We start from the raw sequence: 22,626 nt of genomic DNA, 5'->3' as shown, positions 1-22,626 counted from the left end.
TGAGATTAGGAGATTAAGCCTTGGATCAATTCGATGTGGTGCATGATGGAAAGCTTTTTGACAACACCCAAACCCGAAAAAGATTGCTGCCGGTAATGTCTACGAAACTCTTTCAATGCTATTGTTTCAGGAATATTCTTGTCATCAACAAATCGTATTAAATCCTCCAACGCTTCAAAGTATTTCCTTGCTGGATCGGATGCATCATCATTTGATTTGGATACAAAGTGCGCTATACGGATATCTTCATCTCCTTCCAATTTAAAGGTTAAATGTATGGCGACAGCATAAGCGGGGCCTCCCCCTTCACTATAGGCGCTTCCGATGGTTTGGTAATCTGAAAAAGCAATGCATCCCTCATCGGGATAGTAAAGGTAATCAGTTGAAAATACTTCTTCTCTTATCGCAATGTAATCCGTATTCTTTGTAAGTTTATTGAAATTATCACTCAATAACGCTCTGTTATCATACTTCCGCTTAAGACCAAAAAGATTGTTTATATGAATGGTATTATAAAGGCAGGCTGTATCCTTTGTAAAATCGCTTAAAGATTGAATATCATTCGTTTTATTAAGATGAACCAATGCATAACCGTTATCGGAAAAGCCTCTTTGCCTAATGCTTTCTTGTGCAAAAAAGCTATCACGATCCGTCTTAATTAAATAGGTCGGTATAATGGATGTGACACCTAGATCTTTAAGTTCCTCAATTAAAGTAAAAATGGATTCACTATCACCTTTTAATTCTCCATGCTCAGCATTTACCACCAACTGTACACGGATATTAGCCCCGCTTAAAGCTTTAAGTGCTGTCCTTAGCGATGAGGTATTCTTCTTTACAGGTTCAATAATAGGAATGATCTTATCTGGGTTTAATGGAAGCCCTACAAGTTCACGTAATGCAATTAACTCAAATTGCTTACCTCGGAGATAAGGGAAATACATAAGCGCTTTATAATAATAGGTTCTTACTTAGATTATTAATCATAGTAAGATACGACTTTTTATTGTATTTCGCCTGATAAAAAGAGAAGTTTACAAATGAAGGTACATCGCCAAGAGTCAAGTATAAATTGGTTTGTAGATCAATACGACTTTTTAGGATATGGCAATACATTGCTTGGACTTCTTCAACTGGTAGCTCCGCTAATATTTCCAGACATGCCCGATAATAAAATACTGGTGTTACGTCAGGTAAAAACCCTACCAGTTCTTTTATAAGCCGGCTATATTCAGGTTTTCGCAAGGACGACATCATATAGCTGGCATCAAGAGAAGCTGTGTATTTGACAGCAGCACGATATTCAGAAACCTCTCCCTCTTCTGTATAAATCAATACGCCTACGTAAGCAGGAAGTATCCGAAGATATTTGTTTAGCAAGGAAACGTGCGTAAATAGATAAACCTCGGTAAAAGCTCGGTAATAATCGTTCAACTGGCTTTCTAAGCGTTCGGGGGAATCCAGCTCGGTCTTTATTTCAAAAACCTTATTTGTTCCGTTGACAAGCACCGTATCAGCAATGGACTGACCAACACGAAACTCATTGAGTAGAATTGTGTCATCTAAGGAATAGTTTTTCAAGACATACTCATTGAGCAACTTATTCTTGTAGATATATTCGTGCCTATAATTTTGTTCGAGTATCCGATAAGAATGTGCGATCAGATCTCCTAATTGGGTGGGTTTATCGTCAGCCATCTCATTCCACCCTACATACTTCTTCATCTTCCTGATATAAGAAGACTGATTGGTACTGCTTGAAAGCTTCTTGAATGACGCATGGGACACCAAAGAAGCCAATTCTCGCAAGTTCGCTTTGTCGTATGTGAGATCCGATTGCATATAGCAAATTTAAAAACTTATCGCGACTTAACGAAAATGATATGTGGTGATTCATCTGTTAAATCAAATATAAGCCAAAATTTCTCAACATCATTTTGATATGAATTAAATGCTCGATGAGATGTCTTGATTCAATTTAATCCAAAGAAATAACCGATTTTAAATAGCGCTGTTTTGTTCAGTCATTTTTCTTACATCAAAAAAATAAATTTGTTTTTTCTCTTTGGGATATTAAATTTGTCTTTATAAAGAACATTCTGCATAAATTGCAAAGAACCTATAAAAAACACAGTAACAAAAAGACAACCCATAATTGATTTTTAAAATTTATATTCGACAAAGTGATGGATGACACTAATTATGGGGATGAAAATTTGACTATTAAATTTTCCAATGGTGATAAGGAGACTTTCAAACATGTTTTTTCAACCTATTATCCTCCCCTTTGTTTTTTTGCCAGTAAAATATTAGGAAGCCCGACTGAAGCTGAAGATCTCGTCATGGATGTATTTACCAAAATATGGCAGAAAAAAGATCATCTCAAGGAAATTAATAATATATCGAGCTTCCTGTATACAACAGTGAAAAACGCGGGAATTGATCAGCTAAGGAAGGAAAAAAAGCAACTATTTTTGGAAGGTACCGACGAAAAGGAAGAACTTAATATAAACGAAGTGCTGGAAGCTGAGGAAGTTTATGCCCAGTTATTGGCAAAAGTGTACGAACAAATAGAACTCTTGCCCCCCCAATGCCGCTTGATCTTTAAAATGTTATTTATTGAAGGACAGACCACACAACAGATAGCCGAACGGCTCAAATTATCGGTACAGTCTGTCAGAAATCAAAAAACAAGAGCTATTGATTTACTCAAGTTAAAGATAGATCCAAACCTGTTATGCATTGTCCTGATCCATTTAGCTAATCGCAGTATACATTTACATTGATCCAATCTTCGCCTGGTCAAAAAAATATAAATTTCTTTTGGTTGTTTTCTGCATTGTTACGTCTTACTTAAAAAAAGACGGCAATGGAACATTTACCTGATTATATAGCGCATCTTATTTGGCTTGATCTTCAAGATAAACTAACCAGCGAACAGCGGCGGGAATTGGATAGATGGATAGAACAAAATCCATATAATAGAATCATTGCTGAAAGAACCAAAAATCAGGCAAATCTTTCTAAAGATCTAGCTATCTATCAAAAATTTAATACCGAGCTTGCCTGGGAAAAATTTGATGATCATACCATAATAGCTCCTAAGGCGGCCATAAGAAAGTTACGCCCGCAACTGATAGGATGGGTAGCAGCATGCATCCTCTTGATAGCTACATGCATTACAATATACCTAAATAATAAACAAGTAATCAGGTATGTAGAAAAGCCTAATACCAAGATTGAGCCAGCCACCAAAGGTGCTCTTTTAACACTTTCAGATGGTAAAAGGGTCTTGTTGGACACAATTCAAAATGGTTTAATAAAGCTTGAAAATGGCGCTGTGGCTGAGGTATCCAATGGACAGCTTTCTTTCAGAGAGTCGGGAAACTTCAATGTACCCAATACTGTTGCTACAACTTCGGGACGGCACTATCAGATGACTTTGGCAGATGGTACTAAGGTATGGCTAAACGCCAATAGTTCCATTAGCTTCCCTTCAAGTTTTCATGGCAATACCCGGAATGTAATGATCCATGGCGAGGTTTATTTTGAAGTCATGAAAAATAAGAATAAACCTTTTATCGTGGAGGCTCCTAATGGCTTAAAGATTGAAGTAACCGGGACCAAATTCAACTTAAATACATACGCTAATGAAAACACCTGGAAGACGACACTTCTTGAAGGACGTGTCAATGTACATTTGGACGGTAGATCCTTAGCCTTGCTACCGGGCGCGCAGGCGCAGGTTGACAGAACGAAAAGGAATATATCCATCGTCAGAAATATTGATCCTGAACAAGCTATAGCCTGGAAAAATGGTCTTTTTAACTTTGAAGGCGCCACCCTAACAGAAATCATGCGGCAGATAGAGCGTTGGTATGATATCAAAGTTGACTATAAAGGACCTGTTCAAAGAATTGACTTTTTTGGAGAAATCAGCCGTAATGAAAGTTTGGAAGATATAATACGCGCACTACAGGAATCAGGCGTCAAGCTCAAATTAAACAGAGAAAGGAGGTTAATAACAGTCGAACAATAGATAACTAACTCTAAATCATATACGTCCGAAAAGCCGGAAATGCGCTAACATTTCCGGCAACAAATAGGCGTAAATAAGAATGCACACACATTTTTACTGACCTAATTATTATCAAAAATATGCAAAATTATCTTAGAAAAGGTAATCATCTTAACCTAACTTACTGGCTTGAGAATAAGCGGACCAAATCGCTCATAAAACGGATTGTACTTACCCCTGCTCTCATACTGAGCATTTCCTCGGCGTTCGGCCAGCAAATTTCCTTGAATGCGAGGAATATGCCGATGAAAGAGGTGTTTTCTGCTATTAAAAAGCAGACTGGTTATGCTGTATTTGGCAATCTAAAGCTCTTAGAAAAAACAAAACCTGTAACCTTATCAGCGAAGAACATGCCGCTGGAGCAACTGCTCAAACAGATCTTTGAACAGCAATCCATAGGTTATAGGCTTGGAAACAAGACGATATTCCTATCCGAAAGACCAAATGTGGAAACACCAAAAATCCAGAATGACAGCCCAAAGGTACAGGATAAAAACCTCTCCGGAACAGTACTTGATTCTGTTGGAGCTCCGTTGTCCGGAGCCAGCCTTATATTGACCAATAGACCTGAATCTTATGCAACCAAACGGGACGGAAGTTTTTCCATACAGGCTTATGAGGGGGATGTGATCGTGTTTACTTTTATGGGGTACAAAAGTAAGCAGATTACCGTCACAGGAAGAATGTTAATGGGAAATCAGCTTATTGTACAGCTAAATCCACTCATTAACAGCCTCGAGGAAGTAAATGTTTCAGTCAATACAGGATATCAAAGTCTCGATCGGGCAAGAAGCGCCGGTTCGGTCGCAAAACCTGACATGGAGATCTATAACGATCGTGTAGGATCCATGAACGTGATCCAGCGGCTTGATGGCTTGATACCGGGGCTTACCGTAAATAATGCGCCCGGAGCAGATCCTTTTCAGATCCGGGGATTAAGTACTGTAGGTAGCACGGTAAACATTGGCGGCTATGGCGTATCCACCACGAGTAGATCTCCCCTGTTTGTCGTGGACGGTGTGCCCTATGAAGACATCGAATTGATCAATCCCAATGATGTGCTCGACGTAAACGTGCTAAAAGATGCAACCGCTTCATCGATATGGGGTGCGCGAGCGGCCAATGGCGTTGTTGTCATCACGACCAAAGCTGGCAAGAAAGGTGCGAGCAAATTGAAGATTGACTATAATTCCTTTGTCCGGATTCAATCCCGGCCAGAGCTGGATTATTTTCCTGTACTGGATAGTAAAAGTTATATACGGGAGGCTAGAGAAATATTTGATGCCAATATTGTTCCCTGGGCAACAATCAATGGTGGTACATCCCCTATCGTAGCGCCGCATGAACAGGCATTATATGATTTAAGCCGTGGTCTTTTGACACAGCCACAGGTAGACGCTAAACTGGATAGTATGGGGCAAATAAGTAATACAAAGCAGATTTCTGAACTTTTCTACCGCAATAATATTATCACCAATCATTCGCTCGCTGCGAGCGGTGGTACGGATAAATATTCTTTTTATGGCTCTTTTAATTATACAGGAAATAAAAACAGCGCGAACAGACCGAATAACTCAACCGATACCTACAAATTAAACATCAGACAGGATTTTAGGTTCAACCCCCATATTAACCTATACTTGGTCACCGATATAACCAACACTGTTGGCCGCAACAAACCATATCCAACCTTTGATTCCAAATTTAACCCCTATCAGCTCTTTCAGGATGAAACCGGGAATAATCTTGATCTTTCCTGGCGCTATCTGACCGCCGAGCGAAGGCAGATGCTGGAAAATAGTGGAAAAATTGATATGCATTACATGCCGCTAGACGAGTCAAATTATGGTTATACCAACTCAAACGGTCTGGCAGTAAGACTTAATGCTGGTCTCCGTGTCAACCTTTATAAGGGACTTCGTTACGAAGGTACATATAGCTATACAAAAGCAAAAAATGATTCTAGACAATTTGAAGGGCAGCAAGCTTTCGATGTCCGCCGCGAGGTACTTAGCTACACTGTAATCAATCCGAGTACTGGTCTACCCATTTATTACATGCCAGAGACGGGTGGAAGATTAACTGTGGACAACAGTGCCCGTGAAGACTGGACCATTAGAAACCAGTTCGTTTACGACAAAGATTGGAATGACAAAATGCACCAATTGACTTTACTTGCAGGGAATGAGGTGCAATCTATGCGTACAGACAATACCTACAACCTGACCAGGGGTTTTAACGATGAAACCTATACGGTGCAGCCTGTAGATTACAAAACCTTGTCTGCGGCATATCTTGCGGGAACACTCTATCCCTCGACGGGCGGTTACGGGTACTATTACCCGGACACTTACCGTGCCCAAAGGCTTGACTCCAGGCTTATTTCTTATTACGCCAACTTCGCTTACAGTTTTCGGGAAAAATACGGGGTAAATGCCAGCTGGCGCATCGACCAGTCCAATCTTTTTGGAAAGGATAAATCTGCGCAGAATAAACCTGTTTACAGCATTGGGGCCCTGTGGAACATGAGCAAAGAAAGCTGGATGAAAGAACTTAACTGGGTGAATGAACTGAGGCTTCGGGCGACTTATGGCCTGACTGGAATTTCGCCAGCTGCCGGAACTGCTTCGTCAAATGATATTTTACTAGCAGTATCCCCAAACGGTTATTCAGTACCAGGGGGTGTGATCTATAGAATAAATAGCCCCGCAAACCGATCATTAACCTGGGAACTGACCAAGACAAAAAATATCGGAATGGATTTTCGATTAGTCAATAATCGCATTACGGGTACTTTTGATGTATACTGGAAAAAAACCGAAGGTTTATTAGACCAAATGGTGGTCAATCCTTTTGCTATAGCTATATCACCAACTGTTCTTGGCAATACCGGAGAACTTACAAATCGGGGTTTGGAACTTTCATTAACAACCATAAACGTAAAATCTAGAGACTTCAGCTGGAGGACATTGATAAACGCTGCCTTCAATAAAAATAAGATCACAAAGTCTTATAATCAAAGTAGCGTGACTACTGGAAACGCAAAAATAACGGAACAAAATCTACAGGGCTATGCCGCCTACGCGATGTTTGCCTACGACTACGCCGGTCTAAATAACATGGGCGATCCGCAGGTAAAGCTTTCCGACGGAACGCTGGTAACGGCACCTTATGTGACGCGTGCGGAGGATATCATCTTTACGGGAACAAGTCAGCCAAAATGGTCCGGTGGATTCAGCAACATGTTTCGTTATAAATCAATTGATCTACAGGTAAATATGATCTTTAATGCGGGGCACGTAACGCGACGGGATGTCAATCAAAAGTATTCAGGAGTGAACGCAAGTTACAGCAATTTCCATAAAGATTTTGCAGACCGCTGGAAGGTTGCTGGAGATGAGTTGAAAACAGATATACCTTCTTTCGTACCAAACGAAAATGTGTCCACCAGTAGACGTAGTGTTTACTATTACATTTTGGGAAATAACAACGTGATCAATGCCTCATTTATCAAAATAAGAGACTTGACTTTGAGCTATCGATTGCCCAAAGCGATCTTGGACCGCATTCACTGTAATGAATTACGTGTGTTCGGACAGATGGGAAATATCATGGTATGGAAAGCAAACAAATATGGCATTGATCCAGAATTTCAAGGTTTTAACAATAATGGAGGTATCAGAACGCTCAGAACCGGGCAGAATAGTCTTTCATTCGGTGTAAATGTATCATTTTAATTAGTATCTCATTATGAAAAAACATATCAACTATATTTTCTTAATAGCACTCTCCTTAAGTATTTTATCTTGCGGCAAGAGCTTTTTGGAAGTTCAACCTAAAGGGAGCTTAATCGCCAGTAAAACGACTGATTATGAAAATATGCTCTATAATTCTCTATCGGTAGGATTCGACGCACCCGCGCTGATATTGGGTGATGATGCAACTGTACTTGACTCTTATTTTAATGCATCAGTAAATCGTTCTCAACGTTTATTCCGATATCAAGGAAATATCTATGAACAAGAAGAGGCTGCAGACGAATTAATTATTCCTATTCGCAATATCTATCTCTATAACAAGATTATTAATGAAGTAATGAATAGTGAAGGTGGCACAGAAGAAAGCAAGCGCGCGATTCAGGCCGAAGCGAAAGCATCCCGTGCATTTTTAAACCTCTACTTGATCAATTATTACGGAAAACCTTATCAGGCCAGCTCAGCATCTACAGATCCTGGAATTCCGCTAGTTACGGAAGCAGATGTCGCACAGAATAGTTTTACCAGAGCGACCGTACAACAGGTGTACGATAATATGATAAGTGATCTTAAAGAGTCTATTCCCCTAATTCCTGTCAATGTTCCCAATAGACTTCGGATGTGCAAATCCGCAGCCGAGCTTACATTGGCCAAGATTTATTGGTTTATGGGTAATTATGACCAGGCATTAACCCTTATTAAACAGGCAAAATCACATATGCCGACTAGTTTTGAAAGCTATATTTACAACTATAATCAAACGTATGCTTCCGGAACATGGACGGTAACATCTGGATTGGAAAATCGTCAGAATCTACTTGTCAGAACAACAAATGCACTGGTAGCAACCAACTCCAATAATATATTGCTGGCGCCATGGGTTTACATGTTGTTCAGTAAGAATGATCAGCGTCTCAAATCTTTTAGCAGGATGCCTTATTTGGGCAACTCGATTTTTCCAGTAGAGAGTCTCAGCAGGCGTATTGGACCATTCGGTTCTCAAGCGCCACAAGGTGTTTATCTGCCAGATGTCGAATTGATGCAGGCAGAATGTGAAGCAAGGATGGGAAATATCGATGCTGCGAAGAGTATTCTAACAGCATTTAGGGAAAAAAGGATGCCCGCAGATGAAGCGAAAATTCCTTCCATGGACCAAAACAACCTCATCAAGTTTATAGTTGAGGAAAGAGTTCGGGAGTTTGCTCTTTATGGGCTGCGATGGTTTGATATACGCCGTCTATCAAATGATCCACTTTTTAAAGATAAAGTGTACGAACATACTATTTATGGCGCTAAAGAAGGAAAAGCTATCGAAACGATCAAATTGCCTTTAGAAAGGCTTACCCTTAGATTTCCACCCGCTGTGATTTCCAGAAATCCCGGCATGGAAAATAATCCTTAACATTACGGAGACATAATAATTTCTTAAGAAGCTGACTGCTAAACATTAGCAGTTGCCTCATTTTAAACGGATAATAACGATATGAAAAATATATTAATCGGCCTGCTTTTTTTGTTTTTTTATGAGTATGGCTACACACAACAGAACGCAATACAAAATCAGCTGAAAGCCCTTTTTGAAGAAAAAGACGACATCAAACTTAGATCTGCTTTAAAAAATTACACGGATAGCAAAGAAGAGTCAGGCCTGATTGTCGCTGTCAATTATTATACCTACAAGAATCTACAGCAGACAGCCGATTCTTTAAAGCAAATAGCCGTCGCCAGATTTCCGCAAGGAGATTTCGCCTATAGCAAGGCAGTTGAAAAATTCGACTCGCTAAATTCTTATCAGGAAAAGATCAAATTTCATCATCAGATAATAAAGGACTTTCCTGGACGTGACTTTTCAAGTTTCAACGGCATGCTCATCCAAGAAGCAATTGAAAACAGGGATTGCGCTCTGGCCACAGAAACTTTTGCCAGAATTGAGAATAGCGCCTATATCCATTATCTTATTCCTGTTCTCTGCGAAAAACTTATGCTGCAAAAGGAGACTAATGATGAATGTTTGAATGCCTTTCTACAAAGTTTACTCGGCAGCTACAGAAACATTCTTAAAGGTAGCATGATCTCCGAAAATGCTCCTGACATAACTCTCAGCGATATGGACGGCAACACTGTTTCACTGGCATCACTTAAAGGGAAAACTGTTATACTGGACTTCTGGGCTACCTGGTGTAAACCCTGCCTTGAGTCTTTTCCTGGCATGCAGGCAACACTGAACAATTATAAAGATAATCCGAATATCAAGTTTTTCTTTATCAATACGGCAGAAAGAGGAACAGAAGATCCCAAGCCTAAAGTGAATAAGATAATGGATGACAACAAATATACATTTCGTGTTCTCATGGATAAGAAGGATGAGATAAGTAAACGCTATGCTGCGCTGGAGTCCTTCAAAGTTGCAGCGTTACCGACAAAATTTATCATCGACAAGGATGGTCTTGTTCGTTTTAAATTGTCCGGTACCAATGGTGGGACTCAATTTATACAGGAAGAAATAAAAATGATGATTGATGCTATTAGTCTTTAATATGAAAACAAAAAAAAGAATTCCATTAGGTGGATCATTAATATTAATTATACTTATCCTACTTAAAACACCAGTGTATGCCCAGAGCAGTAAAATCAGTCTTAGTATTGGAGATCCGGCTCCCAATCTCTTTTATTCTAAAGTTCTAAAAGGGGAAAATGTAAGCCTGTCAGATGATAAAATTACCGTATTGGAATTTTGGGCAACGTGGTGCGTACCTTGCATTGCTGCAATGCCGCATCTCTCCGAACTCTCCGAACAGTACAATGACGCTGTGAACGTAATAGCTATCAATGTGATGGAACGGACAGGCGATCAGCCATACTCCGTTGCTATTCCCAAAGTAGCAGAGTTTGTGGAAAAGATGGGTGACAAAATGAAATTTAATGTTGTCGCTGATGACGATGAAAAAAATATGGATAAGCGATGGCTGCGCGCAGCCGGGATAAAAGGGATTCCAGCAACTATCGTAGTAAAAGACAAAAAAATATATTGGATAGGTCATCCCATGTTTTTGGATAAAGTTTTGGAACAGATAAAAGACGGCTCATATGATCTGCTGGAACAGAAAAAAGAGTATGAAAAGAAGTTTATTGCACAAAGAAACGAATCGAACAGCTTTAAGGATAACATGATTGCGATTGAAAACGCGATAAGCTCCAAAAACTACCAGGAGGCAATTGCGCTTACGGACAAGTTCGCTTCACAAGCACCCAAGTCCTCTTACGTCTACAAGCAGCGTAAACTCCAGATTCTCCTTGCATTTTATAAAGACAAAGATGTACTAAATTATTTAAAGAATACACAGAAAATAGATAAAAAGGACGCAGCTGCACTAGCGTCATTTATTGCAAGCCAAGAGAATATTTCAACCAAAATCGATGCATTTGCGGCAGACATCATTGATAAATCCGAAGAAAAAAACACCTATAATCTAGATTGTCTGGCAACCTTGCAAAGTAGACTTGGCCAATTCGACCAGGCATACAAAAACCAGTTAAAAATGCTTAATCTTCTTATAGAAGCTCGTAAGGAAAAACCAGAATTAATCTCAGAAGAGGCGATTGACAACAATAGAAAAAAAGCGGAAGAATACCAAAGGAAAGCCGCGAAATCTCGATAATATCATAAGATACTGTTGGTTAAACTGATAATTGTGATTACAAATTAGTCAGAATTTTAAAACAACCACAGATCAACATTTGATCTGTGGTTGCGCTTCGTCTTCACTTATTGGAAAACAAATAGCATCGAGAGTTACGGTCACTCCTCATCATTTGGAAACCTTATCCGATAAATTGGCCTTACATTCGTACGGTCATAATAAGAACGAGGCCCAAACGAATTGAAGGCCCTAGCGTTTCAATGCAAAAGCAGAGCTCAAAACAACTGTAATAGCTACTACTTGATCTGAGGATCAAAACTTCAAACAAAATATTCCTTCCCGACATTTCCAATTGCCTAAGCCTCCTGCCTAATATTTTCCCAAGTGCTTTTTGTCATTTCAAACTTAACCTCTTTACTGCCGTGCATTCCGTTTCTCACCCAACCTGATTTCAGATAAAACCCTTCTGCTCTTGAATTGGGAGCTGTGCCCAGCCATACAAATTGCTTTCCTGTAGAAAAATACCAGTCAAGCATCATTTGATGGAGCTTGCGGCCTATTCCTTGTCCTTCAAATTCCGGTGCTAAGAAAAGTGCCCAGATATTATCTTCTTTTAAATCTGCAATCGCAAAACCTACAATTTGGTCAGCTATCTCACAAACCCAGCCCTTTCCCCGCTCAAATAAAAATTCTTCGCAGTCTTTATCACTTACCAGTGCTGGATCGGAAAGCGTATTTTCTTTGACAGAATTTCTAACGATCTGGATCTGTTTAATATCTTCAATTTTTGCTTCTCTAAATTTCATGGTTATAAAAGGCTAATAATTCAATTTTTAAATATTTTGAGCGTGCCAATATAATTATATTCAGCAAATGGATAGTTAATATTCACAAAATATTATCAAAGAAAAATTAATACCACAAGGATTTGATCCAATATATATATTTGAAGAAACAACTTTCTCAATATAATCGAATAAAAATACTATGACCAATAAATCCCCAAACCTTAAAGATGGAAAAAGTTTGTAATTTTTCAGCGCTTTAACGGAAGGTGGATTACATTCATTAAATAGCGCTATTGATTAGCTGCTAATCCAAATTATCACTCCGCTACCCGACAATCGAACCCAGCTCATGCTGATAGTTATCTACCTCCGATCAGGGCATCAGGAAAACGTATAGGTCCAAGACCGACCATCGGCAGCAGTTTCCAAAAGGGTGAATGTTTGTCATTATGATTAATATGCATAGTTAAATATAATTCTTTTCTAGCCTATAATATGTCCGTCCTGCGCACTTACACGAACGAGCTTCCCCTGTTTATTGTACACCAGCTGCAGCCCATGTTCCTGCTCCCAATCGCAATCGCAAAGCAGTTGCAGATATACACCTTTATCTTCATACGGCTCGCGGCTTACATATAGACCGGTACATTTTACAAACTGCCACACCTCTTCAGGCTGCTTCATCTTCCACATCGCATCATCAGCATCATCGTAACCAATGGCGTCCAAAAAATCCATGCAATTTTGGTACACATATGCCGATACCGTAAGGCGGTGGCTGTTATCCTGTGCCAAGAAGTTACGTAACAGTTCATCCGCTTCCTCGATAAAAGAATGGTCTTCATTTGGATTAAAATCCGTAAACGAAACCGGCATTTTTTCATTGTTGAAGAAGGGAATGTCGACCTCATCTATGGCCGTCCACCAATCATCATACTCCGTATTAGTTAATCTGCCGACAACGGCGGACTGTATCTCGGTTTGGGTGATGGGAGCCGGTTTGGTGACAATTGGCACCTTGTTGGCCAGTGATTCAAAAATAGTACGTTTTGTTGCTTCATCACGCTCGATAAAATTATTGAGCTGCTGTGACAGTTCCTTGATATTAGTGATCCGGGTTATTCCTTTTGCGGATATCCTGATAATAAAATCCCCTATAGCAGCATCATATTGAATAGAGACATATTGATAATCATAAGTGGGCAATTCAAAATATGTATAGGCGTTTATGGTATAATACGCCATACAATATCGGAAATCATCTGTTTGATAAGTTTCGTTATCGGGACTGCAATTTAGGGAAGGGTGGTACTTACGTATGATAAGCAAAATGTTATGGTCCGCGCTTACGGCAGCCAGCGGGTATCGCTTTAAAAACTCATTCAATGTTTTGTTTAACCTGTTACGGCTAGTTTGCAGCAACTCTCCCGGTTTTTCAAGTTCCCATCCAGTCATTATTTATTATATATGAATGATACTACCCCAAAGTTACTAAAAAATAAAATTCTTCGCTATTGGCTGGCAAAAGAAAAGCCCTGCATGACACATCAGCTATTCACCGTAAATGCCTTTTCATCGCCCCCGCTAAGCAGACGGATCAATTCCTTTTCGGTATGGTCGGTACAAAAAGGCATAAGGGCTGTACATTTGATATTCAAAACTAGGTTGGTCCTGGCCAAGAAATTGATCCAGGTCTTCCTGAGTAAGCTTCAATCCAAAGCGGCTAAGATTTATAAAGCCTGCTTTACCAATTTCCTGTTCAATCTCATCTGAATTAACAAAATAGCCAGTATTTAAAATAATAAACTTAGCGCTGCCTTATCAGGAGCGCGGAGAACAACCATGGACTGAACTGATGGAAATCCTATTTGGAGAAGACTTCTACTTTGTTCATTTCAATAAGCACATCGGAATTGCGGATGCTATAATGAATGAAAACGTACACCGGTTCCTGCGGAACATATTCCGCAAGGATATCCCTCCCGCTCCACCTGCTCCCGGCATGCTCATGATCAATCTCGCGAGAGCAGTAGAACCAATTGGCAAGCCTCTGATGGAATATAGTGAACTGCCTGTATTTGTTTCGGCCTTTGAATCAGCTGGATTTACCGGAGCAAACAAACCGTTCAATTTTAAAATGGTTAGCCCAACAAAATGCATAATACGGATATAGATACATATGGTCCGCAAGTGAAACAGATTGAAGCTGGTTCAGAATCCGTAGAAAAGTGGATATCTATAGAAGTGGTCCTTTTCGACCTATAATCGAAGAAACCTGCCCCTATTGGTATCCACAGTCGGTCTGCATATTCCTAACATTTATGCCAATTATGACGGATAGAAACCTGGATTATCTTCCTAATAATTCGATGAGTTTACTTGTCAATGATTCACCGTGTAGATCACGTGCAATTATATTCCCCTCTTGATCGACCAAAAAATTACGAGGAATCGCGGTAATATTGTAATACTTTGCCAATGGAGAATCAAAACCTCTCAAATCGCTCAGATTAGTCCACATATACTTATCGTTACGAATGGCCTTTGCCCATTTTTCTGCATCCGTATCCAGTGAAACGGCAATAACACGAAATCCCTTTGATTGATACTTTTCAAATAGAGGAATGAGTGCCCTTCCCTGTAGCCGACAAGGGCTACACCAGCTCGCCCAAAAATCAATGAATGTATAGGTGGCGTTATGGACAATATCTTTGGCATAAATAAGCCTTCCCGCTGTATCCGGAAGTGCAAAGTCCTGATACGGCTTTTCGACCGCCGCTGCTATTTCTGACGTTTTTAACGTGTCATCTATCTGATCCAACGTATTTTCTCCATTAACGACCAAACTTAGTGTTTTACCGGCTGGCGGTAAGCACATACGATCGTTGCAAGCCATATATTTGATCTTGAACTTTAAAATTTGGGGATTATCAGACTTTAATCGAATTTTTTGACTGAAGGTAACACTATCCGGATAATAAGCTAAACGCTTCCCTCCTGCTTCAACACCTTTTTCTTCAATGCCCCCCAAAAATTCAATATAATCATTCACGTCAAAAATAATAGCTGTAGGCATACCTAATCCACCACCTGACGATTTCATGGGATAGATGTGGTAAGGTTTTTTGATGACAGCTTTTAAATTTACCTTGAAAGTCAATGGACCAATTTTTTCGGACACTGCAGTCCAGGAGACAGGATCTTTTACCTGCGTAAAACCCCTAAAAGCTGAAAAACACAAAAATAATCCTAAAATATATCTTAACATAATAATTATTGATTAGTTCTTTAACTACCCTGGCGTGCCATTTCGACCATTTGTACCAGCTCCTCTGCCGCTGCTTCCGGAGTTCCTTCAAACCCTTCAACTTTAAAGCGAACATAGCCTTTTCCGTCAATAATAAATTTAGCTGGAATTCCTTTTACCCCAAATGCTGTGACTGCCGGAGGTATTTTGGAAACTGGGTCTTTTGTATCCATATAGAGATCAAAATGATAATTTCTTTTGGCAAGAAAATTCTTCGCATCTGTCAATGGATCGGCAACATTTTCCCAGGTATGAATAAACAGGAACTTCACATTTTCGTCATTGGCAAATCGATCTACGGCTAATTGCATCGCAGGAAATGATGCCACACAAGGTCCGCACCAGGTTGCCCAAAAGTCCAAGACAATTGTCTTGCCTTTAAAATCAGACAACGAGACCTTTTTACCGGTAACATCTGTCACCCAAAAATGTGGAGCAGCTTCGTCAACCATAAGTTGGGTTACTTGTGCTCTGATCTTATCAGTAAATGCTTTTTTGAGTTCAGCGACATAAGCCTCTGCATTGCGGTTCGGATACATTTTCATATAGGCATTTTTAATCTGTTCAATATACGCTGGATCATTTTTACCGCCTTTGACCGCATCTGCTAAAATAGGTAGTGACTCCTCATATTGGCCATTTAAGCTAGATAAAAATGCATAGTTCTCAACAAGTTGCGAATCTTTTTCTTCCACGCTATGATAAGCTTCTGTCGTGTACTTATATGCTTCTTCATAGCGCTTTGCTTTAGTCAAAAGTTTTGAATAAGCATTAATAAAACTGCTATATGCCATCTGTGGATCAACCTTTAGCTCGGCACTCGGCCTATTCTCTTCTTTATATTTGAGGACTTCAGGCAATTCGCTATCTGCCACCGCTAAAGCTAAGGAATAATCTATGCCTTCTAAGATCTCCAGCATTAACTGCATACAATACACGCGATAGACTTTGTCCTTTAAAGTACGAATGTACTTCATGGCATTAGCAGTGTCTGGAACCTCGGCGTAGGCTAATGCGACCAAGTTTCTTTCCGGATCTAGATTGATTTTAGGATACTCCTTTTCCAATCGCCTTACTACAGCAGCTATTTCAGTGGGCTCTGAGAGTTCGAGAAATTCTTGCATCCGTACCATACGGGCTTGGTCACTGCCTGGATACTTCTTAAGCAGTTTCTGACTGATCAGTTCGCTTTTCTTTTTATTCTTAGCATAGTATTGAATCAATAAACCTAGATCTTCTGCGCTGCCCTGTTCCAGGATCTTAATCTTTTTTTGTAAGGCAACACTATTTTTCTCTTTCTTTAGCGCTTCAAGCTTTGGATGTATAACATCTTCTTCCTGTGCACTAACGTTCATGGTAAAGAGCATGAACAGGATGAATATTGTATTCTTCATTTTATTTAAAATTTTAAAAAGTGGATATGTAATTTTCTAACAATTCATTTATAATTGAAATGGGGGTAATAATCGTTGATGTCCTACTATGCCGAGCTATATTGATGCCTACAAACCTTCCATCAAGATCAAAAACCGCCCCCCCACATTGTTGGGGTTTGATTGCCGCATCTTGTACAAGAACCTGTTTGTAGTCATCAGAACGCGCACTCCGCCCACCCGGATAGTCAAACGACACATGCTTAAAAGTAGGCTGACCAGAAAGATAAAGTCCCGCTTGAAATGCTCTTCCGTCCCTAATTAGATCTAGGCGGATGGAATCCCCAGCAAGATAATTAGCAAATTCACGATCATAATCCGCAGCTTCCTTAATCGGAACATCGTTAATTTTCACCACCTGATCTCCTTTTCGAAGTGGTGTTTTTGCAGTGCCTTGTCCGGCAACTTCTGAAAAAGTAATTTTGCCTTCATTATAGACGGCACTGGCACCACAATAGCCGATACTAAAATCGGGCGGTAAATCGACAGCCACAGCTCCCAACACACCTAGCTTTCTATTCCCACCACCGAGATCTGAAATCAAAAACCTACCCAAATCTGGTGTCTCCAAACGACTTGATGAAATTACATCATCCATTGGAATTCCTTCTCCAATGGGATCAGTCGATTCCATGATGATCAAATCATTTTCGCGGTCTCTGTGCAAGATCCGAAGACTGATAGCTCTTCCATTCATGTGCACCTGAGGTGCGGATCCTACGCTAGCATTCTTGCTGATAATAAACGCACGGTCACCTTTGGAAACCAGCGTTCCCAATAAATGAACCTTTTCGTTACCAACAGTACTTCGGATTGTAATGATATTATTTTCTGGTAGTTTTATCTTATCACTGAAATCGATCAATTTCTCGGGTTTGAGCGAATACGCTTTTTTTGATACTGGAATAACATCTGGTCTTGGCAGCGATGTATAATCCTTAGCGATATTTAGTGCTGTCCAGTATTTTCGAAACAATTCAATAGGGACATCAAAATTCTCTGCTTCATTTTCATTGATAAAACTACGTATACCGACCACGCGGCCTTGGAGATCAAATAGTGGTCCACCGGAGTCTCCAGGCTCCATTTTGACCGTAGAAGTTATAAATCCATCGGAAGCATCTAAATCGGTAAGTTTTCCAACACGTATATTGGGATAAAGCTTATTAAACGAGCTCGGATAAGATATGCCAACTAGCAGTTCGTCGATACTAAGGTCAGCAGTATTCCCCATTTGAGCATAAGGCCATTTTCCGGGTGCCGTCATTTTTAACATAGCCAAATCGTGGTCTTTACCACCCGCTTGTAGACCTATGCGCCCCAATCCGATGGCTACATAGCGTTTACCATCAGGAAAGCGTATCTGATATACCTCACCCGGAACTGCCGCATGTGATACAGTAAGGATATGCCCTTCAGCGGATACAACGACACCGCTAAAACCGTCAGACTCACTCAATCCTCCCTTAACTGTCTTATTCAAAGTATCATATTCAATTATATGTACACTTGTTGAAAATGCCTTTTCAATACACTTAGCAATTTGTCCCTCCATCCTTTTCGGATCGTTGCCCATCTGTCCATACCCCATGCTAATCGAAAGAGCAAGACCTAAACACAACAGGAATTTACCAAAAGCCATAATAACTATTTTGTTCGCCATCCCCTTATCCCCCGAAGGATTTGGATGAAGTGGACAATCCAGCTTTTGTTATCTCAACCATCGCTTTGAGCTTATAGTACTCACGATCCGTCGAACCTGCATAGCCTGCGCTATAAAAACGGAGATTGCCGTCGGTGTCGAAAACCATTTTAGTGGGTGTCCCTTGTACATCGTATGCTTGATTTTCCTCATCATGCAACACATCCAGTTTGATCCCCTTCTGAGCCACATAAGCCTTTACTGTACGGTCTGATTCAAATAAATTGATCACAAACAATTGCATTTGATCTTTACTGTAGTCAGCGACAACTTTTTCAAAACCACCAAAGGCAGCCACACATGGCGTACAGAGCGTGGTCCAAAAGTCTATTACCAAAACTTTTCCTTTACAGTTGCCCAGAGCCACTGGTCTATTCGCTAAATCAGTTAGCACAATATCCCTAACAGGCTTGTCAGCTTTAAAGAGTACCAGCTTTTCATTGGCATCATCGGGATCTGGTATGGTTGCCTCAAAGGGAAGCTGAGCATTTGCGATATATAACTTTTCGACCTCTTTATAATAATGCTGATAGGCCTCATCTTTTAAACCTTTGAGATAATTTTCAAAACCTTGATCTGTGCCTTTCACCTTTTGAAAGATCTCTTTAAAAGTGATATCCATGTATGGATTAGAATCTGCATGCTTGTAGGCGTTGCTCAAAAGATCAAAAGCTTCTTGAAATTGTCCGCAAGATAACATCACGATGGCACTTCGATTAATGAAATTTGACTTATGATCTCTGAAGTAGGGAACCTCTCTACTTCCTACTTCTACACTTTTGTTTATTGCTTTTAGCATTTCTTTGGCCATGTCAATATTTCCCAAGCGGGCATTGGCAGCCGCATTTAATTCCATAATAACTGGCATACGACCTAAGTCGTCGGTTAAGGTACCTGCTTTTAATTCCTGAAGCAATGCTGCTGAAATTTTTTCTACGGAACGATAATCTTTCTTCTCATCAAACATTTTCTCCAAGGCATTGCAAAGATAGAGGAATTGTCGCGCAGTAAACTGTGGAGACGTGGATTTGTAATGTTGATAACGCTCCACATCTCCCTTCGCTAACCATGCAAAAGCCAATTCGGCCCTTAGATCATTGGTCAACGAATCGGGTAAACTTTTGCCCTTATGAGCCTTGAGCATTTCATTGTATTGTTTTTCCTGATCCTCTACCCGTTCAATTAGCATAAATTCATTAAAGTCGATAACTTTAGATGGCTGTTGCGCCATAAGCTTGGAGGATAATAGTAATAGCAGAAGTATTTTTTTCATAATAACTGTTTAATTTGTTTCTATTTTGTGTATGTACACGTCGTAGTATTTATTTGCCTAACAAATCCGCGAGTCTTTTATGCAGCGCTTCGCCACGTAAGTCTTTACCCACAATGAATCCTTGTGGATCCACAAGTACATTGGCCGGTATAGAACTAATTTCATATTTCTTTGCGACCTCACTTGAGCTAGCCTTAAAGTCACAAACCTGCTTCCACGGGAGCTTATCTTCTTGAATAGCTTTAAGCCAGAGTTCCTTTTTGGTGTCAAGTGATATCGCCAACACATCAAAATTGTTGCCCTTATATCTTTCATATGCAGCAAGCAAATTTGGATTCTCTTCTCGGCAGGGAGCGCACCAGCTTGCCCAAAAGTCAACCAGCACATATTTTCCACGGTAGGATTTGAGAGATACTGGATTTCCATCTATATCATTTAGTGAGAAAGATGGTGCTTGCTGGGTGCCTGATAACGCAATTTTAGCCTTTTCCAATGCTGGGAGCCAGCCTTTAACCTTTTCAGCATGCTGCATGCGTTTGCTCAACGCTTGGTACATGGGGGCAACAATCTCTGGTTGAATAGCGCTTTGGGTAAAGATGTCCATCAGGTCGACACTCACATAGTTGTCAGGATGAGACTTTACGAAATCAGTAATTAGCTGTTGCATAAATTCAAAGTCTGCTTCGGCTTGGGACTCTTGACGGGATAAAATCATATGTTCGTAATCTAACCAGGCCTGCTGTTCCTTCCCTCCGCCCGAATAGGATGCTTTACCGGACTCATCAAATCTGACTGAAATATCGCCGTCCAAATAGAATAAACCCACATTTTTCATAGAGTTTTCAGGTTCATCAGCATCAATGGCTTTTTTTTCTGCATTTGGGTTAATCAAATTAAGCTCAGCCAATTGGGGACGCCCGATTGTTCCTGCGAACTCAAATCTACCATGACGTATGGCTGCAGTATCTGCGCGATACTCGCCACCTTTATCATCGGGAGGGTAAGACATAACCGCCAAAGATGCCAAATGTCCAGTAGGCACTTGCCCTTTAACCCTGTAATCTGACTGCGCTTTCAGCATGACCGGAAACACAGCAATCGCCATCAAAATAAAATTCTTATTTATCATATCATCATAATCATTCAGCCTTATTTGCTGATCCGTTAATACTTATTTTATGGATTTTCTTCTAATCCCCTACTATCGCGCAGAACACGTTCCCCAAATTTTAGTGCAAACCGCTCAGGTTTAAGCGTATGGGTCTCGACCACTGCCCCTGTTGTATTGTTACGCACTTCGTGCTTCAGTTTGACATGGTCACGGTACAGCGGATCCACAGAAAGTCTGCGCATATCAAGCCAGCGAAGACCGGTGTACGTAAACTCACGTACGCGTTCATCCAAAATAAACCGTACCAATGCCTGCTGATTGCTAGCGATCGTACTGTTTACTTTAGGAGTTCCCGTACGCTTGCTCCGCAGTGATTCCAAATCAGCTAGTGCCTCAGCTAAGTTATTGGCCCGAGCATTGCATTCGGCCCGCATCAAATACAAGTCGGGTAACGATGCGCCAACCTGGGTAAAAAAACCAATCGGATGGCGCATACCCAAAGGAAGTGATGCAGAGCCATTAAATTCAATGGGATCAAAAAGATTTGGTCTCTTATCAGATGCGTCAAAAAGAGAAACCGTTTGAGGAGACATAACAAAGGCATTCGCCTGTCCACCGACATAAGAGACGGCGGAGACCTCAATGTTGTAAATCACCTGTGTATTGTTGTAAGACAATGGTTGCCCGGCTAGAAGAACACCAAATAGCAAGGGGTACCAAGTGCCCTCGGCCTCGGGATCCAAAACAACATTATAATCATATAACTGCAATGATACCTCAGCTTTAGGGATCTCCAGAAAAGCTTGATCAAGCTGTTCTTTCGCAGCATTGAAGTTTTGCATCGTCATGTAGACCCGTGCTAAATAGAAATAGGCCGCAAGTTTTGATATTTTACGCCTGTGGGTAAGTCTGCTCAAATCCGGAATGGCCTCGGTCAGATCCTTGACCACCATGGCATAACTATCCTGCTTATTCAATCGGTGAAAATTTGTTTGGGTAACATCTGATTTTTCGATCCTAGGGATACCCATTTCAGCGGGTGCGGTACTTTCCAGGTAGGGTGTAGAGAAATCACTTAGGAGCATAAAATTACAAATGGCCCTACCGGCTTTTGCTTCGGCCAACAATGCACGTTTCTGCCCCTCGCTTCCCCCCTGTGAATCCATCACCTCGTTAATCACTTTGTTAAACAGGTATAATCGCCGGATATAACCATCTGCGCTATTTAGCTCATCGGGCACTTGATCTATTTCATAGATCCTATCGGCGTATCTAAATAGCCGTTGCGCACGTAACGCATATTCGTCAATAAAGGGTTTTAAAGCAACTATTTCGTCGCCCATGAAGACGCCTGCTGTTGATGCAACGATATAGTTAGCGTTTAAAATCTGTTCGTAGTCTTTGGTGCTTGTAGCTATTTGCTGCCCTTTTGGGATAATTTCTAAAAATGATTTTTTACAGGAGATCTGTAAGGTCAATATTCCAATGATTGCAAAAGCTTGGCTATAACGGTTAAATATTTTCATCGTTAAAAATTT

18 protein-coding genes are annotated in these 22,626 nt (G+C 40.4%); 8 read left to right on the top strand and 10 right to left on the bottom strand.

The genetic code is table 11. From position 1 onward, the window contains the following. Window positions 1-5: 5 nt before the first annotated feature. Together ABTV71_RS13760 and ABTV71_RS13755 are read right to left on the bottom strand one after the other, a co-directional pair. On the bottom strand, window positions 6-944 hold the full coding sequence (locus ABTV71_RS13760; RefSeq protein ID WP_433903576.1) for a sce7725 family protein: 939 nt from the start codon (window positions 942-944) through the stop codon (window positions 6-8). 7 nt (window positions 945-951) lie between these two features. Then, on the bottom strand, window positions 952-1,842 hold the full coding sequence (locus tag ABTV71_RS13755) for a sce7726 family protein (RefSeq protein WP_433903575.1): 891 nt from the start codon (window positions 1,840-1,842) through the stop codon (window positions 952-954). Between the two features lie 344 nt (window positions 1,843-2,186). On the opposite strand from ABTV71_RS13755, the gene ABTV71_RS13750 reads away from it, so the two are divergent. From ABTV71_RS13750 to ABTV71_RS13725, 6 genes are all read left to right on the top strand, one after another. After that, window positions 2,187-2,786: an RNA polymerase sigma factor gene (locus tag ABTV71_RS13750; RefSeq protein WP_433903574.1), complete on the top strand. Its 600-nt coding sequence runs from the start codon at window positions 2,187-2,189 to the stop codon at window positions 2,784-2,786. Between the two features lie 83 nt (window positions 2,787-2,869). After that, entirely contained in the window at window positions 2,870-4,039 is a 1,170-nt protein-coding gene (locus tag ABTV71_RS13745) for a FecR family protein (RefSeq protein WP_433903573.1), read from the top strand. Between the two features lie 119 nt (window positions 4,040-4,158). Beyond that, window positions 4,159-7,815, top strand: coding sequence for a SusC/RagA family TonB-linked outer membrane protein (locus ABTV71_RS13740; RefSeq protein WP_433903572.1), 3,657 nt, complete (start codon window positions 4,159-4,161; stop codon window positions 7,813-7,815). Between the two features lie 13 nt (window positions 7,816-7,828). After that, a complete protein-coding gene (locus ABTV71_RS13735) occupies window positions 7,829-9,235 on the top strand; it encodes a RagB/SusD family nutrient uptake outer membrane protein (protein ID WP_343556260.1) in 1,407 nt (468 codons plus the stop codon). Between the two features lie 81 nt (window positions 9,236-9,316). Next, window positions 9,317-10,369, top strand: a complete 1,053-nt coding sequence (locus ABTV71_RS13730) for a TlpA family protein disulfide reductase (RefSeq protein ID WP_433903571.1) — start codon at window positions 9,317-9,319, stop codon at window positions 10,367-10,369. Window position 10,370: 1 nt separating this feature from the next. Beyond that, window positions 10,371-11,492: a TlpA family protein disulfide reductase gene (locus ABTV71_RS13725; RefSeq protein ID WP_433903570.1), complete on the top strand. Its 1,122-nt coding sequence runs from the start codon at window positions 10,371-10,373 to the stop codon at window positions 11,490-11,492. Window positions 11,493-11,830: 338 nt separating this feature from the next. Here the strand turns inward: ABTV71_RS13725 and ABTV71_RS13720 are convergent, their stop codons facing one another. Together ABTV71_RS13720 and ABTV71_RS13715 are read right to left on the bottom strand one after the other, a co-directional pair. Beyond that, a complete protein-coding gene (locus ABTV71_RS13720; protein WP_433903569.1) occupies window positions 11,831-12,280 on the bottom strand; it encodes a GNAT family N-acetyltransferase in 450 nt (149 codons plus the stop codon). A gap of 465 nt (window positions 12,281-12,745) precedes the next feature. Next, window positions 12,746-13,717: a DUF6985 domain-containing protein gene (locus ABTV71_RS13715; RefSeq protein WP_433903568.1), complete on the bottom strand. Its 972-nt coding sequence runs from the start codon at window positions 13,715-13,717 to the stop codon at window positions 12,746-12,748. Between the two features lie 12 nt (window positions 13,718-13,729). Here ABTV71_RS13715 and ABTV71_RS13710 point away from each other — a divergent pair, with 12 nt between their 5' ends. Both ABTV71_RS13710 and ABTV71_RS13705 read left to right on the top strand, forming a co-directional pair. Beyond that, window positions 13,730-14,035 (top strand): hypothetical protein, encoded by a 306-nt coding sequence (locus tag ABTV71_RS13710; RefSeq protein ID WP_433903567.1) that lies wholly within the window; start codon window positions 13,730-13,732, stop codon window positions 14,033-14,035. A gap of 82 nt (window positions 14,036-14,117) precedes the next feature. Continuing rightward, window positions 14,118-14,435, top strand: a complete 318-nt coding sequence (locus ABTV71_RS13705) for a hypothetical protein (RefSeq protein ID WP_433903566.1) — start codon at window positions 14,118-14,120, stop codon at window positions 14,433-14,435. Window positions 14,436-14,612: 177 nt separating this feature from the next. Here ABTV71_RS13705 and ABTV71_RS13700 read toward each other — a convergent pair whose 3' ends face one another. The 6 genes from ABTV71_RS13700 to ABTV71_RS13675 are packed head-to-tail and all read right to left on the bottom strand — an operon-like array spanning window position 14,613 to window position 22,614. Beyond that, entirely contained in the window at window positions 14,613-15,530 is a 918-nt protein-coding gene (locus ABTV71_RS13700) for a TlpA family protein disulfide reductase (protein WP_433903565.1), read from the bottom strand. Between the two features lie 20 nt (window positions 15,531-15,550). Then, a complete protein-coding gene (locus ABTV71_RS13695) occupies window positions 15,551-16,963 on the bottom strand; it encodes a redoxin domain-containing protein (RefSeq protein ID WP_433903564.1) in 1,413 nt (470 codons plus the stop codon). Between the two features lie 13 nt (window positions 16,964-16,976). Continuing rightward, window positions 16,977-18,644 (bottom strand): trypsin-like peptidase domain-containing protein, encoded by a 1,668-nt coding sequence (locus ABTV71_RS13690; protein WP_433903563.1) that lies wholly within the window; start codon window positions 18,642-18,644, stop codon window positions 16,977-16,979. A gap of 25 nt (window positions 18,645-18,669) precedes the next feature. Next, window positions 18,670-19,977 (bottom strand): TlpA family protein disulfide reductase, encoded by a 1,308-nt coding sequence (locus ABTV71_RS13685; protein WP_433903562.1) that lies wholly within the window; start codon window positions 19,975-19,977, stop codon window positions 18,670-18,672. 49 nt (window positions 19,978-20,026) lie between these two features. Continuing rightward, window positions 20,027-21,106: a redoxin domain-containing protein gene (locus tag ABTV71_RS13680; protein WP_433903561.1), complete on the bottom strand. Its 1,080-nt coding sequence runs from the start codon at window positions 21,104-21,106 to the stop codon at window positions 20,027-20,029. 47 nt (window positions 21,107-21,153) lie between these two features. Continuing rightward, window positions 21,154-22,614: a RagB/SusD family nutrient uptake outer membrane protein gene (locus tag ABTV71_RS13675; RefSeq protein WP_433903560.1), complete on the bottom strand. Its 1,461-nt coding sequence runs from the start codon at window positions 22,612-22,614 to the stop codon at window positions 21,154-21,156. Window positions 22,615-22,626: the final 12 nt, after the last annotated feature.

Origin of the sequence: Sphingobacterium puteale (assembly GCF_050986225.1) — a bacterium.
GTDB classification, from domain to species: Bacteria; Bacteroidota; Bacteroidia; order Sphingobacteriales; family Sphingobacteriaceae; genus Sphingobacterium; species Sphingobacterium puteale.
Note: the sequence above shows the minus strand (reverse complement) of the source record. Positions and strands in the feature narration are given on the sequence as shown.

Bases quoted from the DNA above. Each gene is read 5' to 3' on its own strand.
- ABTV71_RS13715 (WP_433903568.1), bottom strand. From the start codon at position 13,717: ATGACTGGATGGGAACTTGAAAAACCGGGAGAGTTGCTGCAAACTAGC.
- ABTV71_RS13720 (WP_433903569.1), bottom strand. From the start codon at position 12,280: ATGAAATTTAGAGAAGCAAAAATTGAAGATATTAAACAGATCCAGATC.
- ABTV71_RS13745 (WP_433903573.1), top strand. From the start codon at position 2,870: ATGGAACATTTACCTGATTATATAGCGCATCTTATTTGGCTTGATCTT.
- ABTV71_RS13690 (WP_433903563.1), bottom strand. From the start codon at position 18,644: ATGGCTTTTGGTAAATTCCTGTTGTGTTTAGGTCTTGCTCTTTCGATT.
- ABTV71_RS13705 (WP_433903566.1), top strand. From the start codon at position 14,118: ATGGAAATCCTATTTGGAGAAGACTTCTACTTTGTTCATTTCAATAAG.
- ABTV71_RS13680 (WP_433903561.1), bottom strand. From the start codon at position 21,106: ATGATAAATAAGAATTTTATTTTGATGGCGATTGCTGTGTTTCCGGTC.
- ABTV71_RS13710 (WP_433903567.1), top strand. From the start codon at position 13,730: ATGAATGATACTACCCCAAAGTTACTAAAAAATAAAATTCTTCGCTAT.
- ABTV71_RS13740 (WP_433903572.1), top strand. From the start codon at position 4,159: ATGCAAAATTATCTTAGAAAAGGTAATCATCTTAACCTAACTTACTGG.
- ABTV71_RS13685 (WP_433903562.1), bottom strand. From the start codon at position 19,977: ATGAAAAAAATACTTCTGCTATTACTATTATCCTCCAAGCTTATGGCG.
- ABTV71_RS13725 (WP_433903570.1), top strand. From the start codon at position 10,371: ATGAAAACAAAAAAAAGAATTCCATTAGGTGGATCATTAATATTAATT.
- ABTV71_RS13760 (WP_433903576.1), bottom strand. From the start codon at position 944: ATGTATTTCCCTTATCTCCGAGGTAAGCAATTTGAGTTAATTGCATTA.
- ABTV71_RS13730 (WP_433903571.1), top strand. From the start codon at position 9,317: ATGAAAAATATATTAATCGGCCTGCTTTTTTTGTTTTTTTATGAGTAT.
- ABTV71_RS13750 (WP_433903574.1), top strand. From the start codon at position 2,187: ATGGATGACACTAATTATGGGGATGAAAATTTGACTATTAAATTTTCC.
- ABTV71_RS13755 (WP_433903575.1), bottom strand. From the start codon at position 1,842: ATGCAATCGGATCTCACATACGACAAAGCGAACTTGCGAGAATTGGCT.
- ABTV71_RS13735 (WP_343556260.1), top strand. From the start codon at position 7,829: ATGAAAAAACATATCAACTATATTTTCTTAATAGCACTCTCCTTAAGT.
- ABTV71_RS13675 (WP_433903560.1), bottom strand. From the start codon at position 22,614: ATGAAAATATTTAACCGTTATAGCCAAGCTTTTGCAATCATTGGAATA.
- ABTV71_RS13695 (WP_433903564.1), bottom strand. From the start codon at position 16,963: ATGAAGAATACAATATTCATCCTGTTCATGCTCTTTACCATGAACGTT.
- ABTV71_RS13700 (WP_433903565.1), bottom strand. From the start codon at position 15,530: ATGTTAAGATATATTTTAGGATTATTTTTGTGTTTTTCAGCTTTTAGG.